This is a genomic window from Streptomyces sp. NPDC127092, from assembly GCF_042722475.1.
Classification (GTDB): Bacteria; Actinomycetota; Actinomycetes; order Streptomycetales; family Streptomycetaceae; genus Streptomyces.
The window spans coordinates 1-1,016 of sequence record NZ_JBHXFE010000212.1; the positions used below are offsets into that span (position 1 = coordinate 1).

The window sequence follows — 1,016 nt, forward strand, 5'->3', positions numbered from 1 at the left end:
GTGCCCGGTCGACGAACCGATCCGAGCACAGCACCTCCACGACCCGGCGACGCTCGAGCGTGGACAGTTTGTTCACCGGCGTACGTGTGACCGACGGGATGGACGGGACGGAGGTGGCCGAGCGTTCCCGGGTGCGGGTCGCAGTCGATCGGGCCACGGCGGTCAATGTTGTTGCGGCACGGGTGGAGACACCGGCCGCGGTGAGCGCGTGGTGGGCGGTGATCAACGCTTCTTCCGCGTCTCGTCGGCATCCGCGCTCTCGGAGAGTTGTTCCAAGAGCGCGTGCGCTTTTCCCATGATCGACAGTGCGGCCTCGGTGGTGGCCAGCTTCTTGTTGCTTCGTTCCAGCTCGCGCTTGAGGCGGGCGATCTCCGCCTGCTCGGGGGTGAGTTTGCCGATCTTCGCGCCCGGTTTCTTGCCCTCGAGGACGCCGGCGTCGCGTTGGCGGCGCCATTCGACGATCAGCGACGAGTACAAACCTTCGTGGCGCAGGTACGCCCCGCCCTCGTTGGTCTCGCAGGCCTGCTCGTAGGCGACCAGGTGCGCGAGCTTGTCCGCCGGGGTGAACGTCCGCCGTGGTTGCGGACCGCCGGACCGGGGATGGTTCGCCTCGTCGTCCATACGGTCATTGTCCAGGACTGTGGTCGAGTTGGTCATGATCGGGGTTGGTCCTTCTCTCGCCCTCTGTCGGGGTGGTTTGCAGTGACCCGATGGACTCAACTCACCCTGACAGAGAGGGTGTCGGGGTGATCGGCGGCGACGTTGTGGGCCTGGGAGAAGTCGTCGGGCAGGTAGTAGAGCTCCCAGACATCGTCGTCCGGGTTGTAGACACCCGGTGCGAACCGTTTGATGGTCTCCGGGGAGAAGTCCCAGGGGGCCTTGTCCAGGCGGGTGCACGCCCACCAGCCGTCCTGATAGATCGCGCGGCTGCCGAACATCTCGAAGTACTGCACCGTGTGCTGTTCGGGGGCGTCGGCGTCGGCGAATGTGGGGAGAAAGCTCGTTCCGTCCATGGG

The 1,016-nt window shown here is 65.8% G+C and carries 1 protein-coding gene and 1 pseudogene; both read right to left on the reverse strand.

Features of this window, described 5'->3' with window-relative positions:
* Nucleotides 1-222: 222 nt before the first annotated feature.
* A complete protein-coding gene (locus tag ACFWJO_RS38975) occupies nt 223-657 on the reverse strand; it encodes a transposase (RefSeq protein WP_386872955.1) in 435 nt (144 codons plus the stop codon).
* Between the two features lie 59 nt (nt 658-716).
* Nucleotides 717-1,016 (reverse strand): annotated as a pseudogene (locus tag ACFWJO_RS38980) (hypothetical protein); the annotation flags it as partial.

What these genes read in the sequence shown, in the direction of transcription:
- ACFWJO_RS38975 (WP_386872955.1), bottom strand. Translation starts at nt 657, where the DNA reads ATGACCAACTCGACCACAGTCCTGGACAATGACCGTATGGACGACGAG.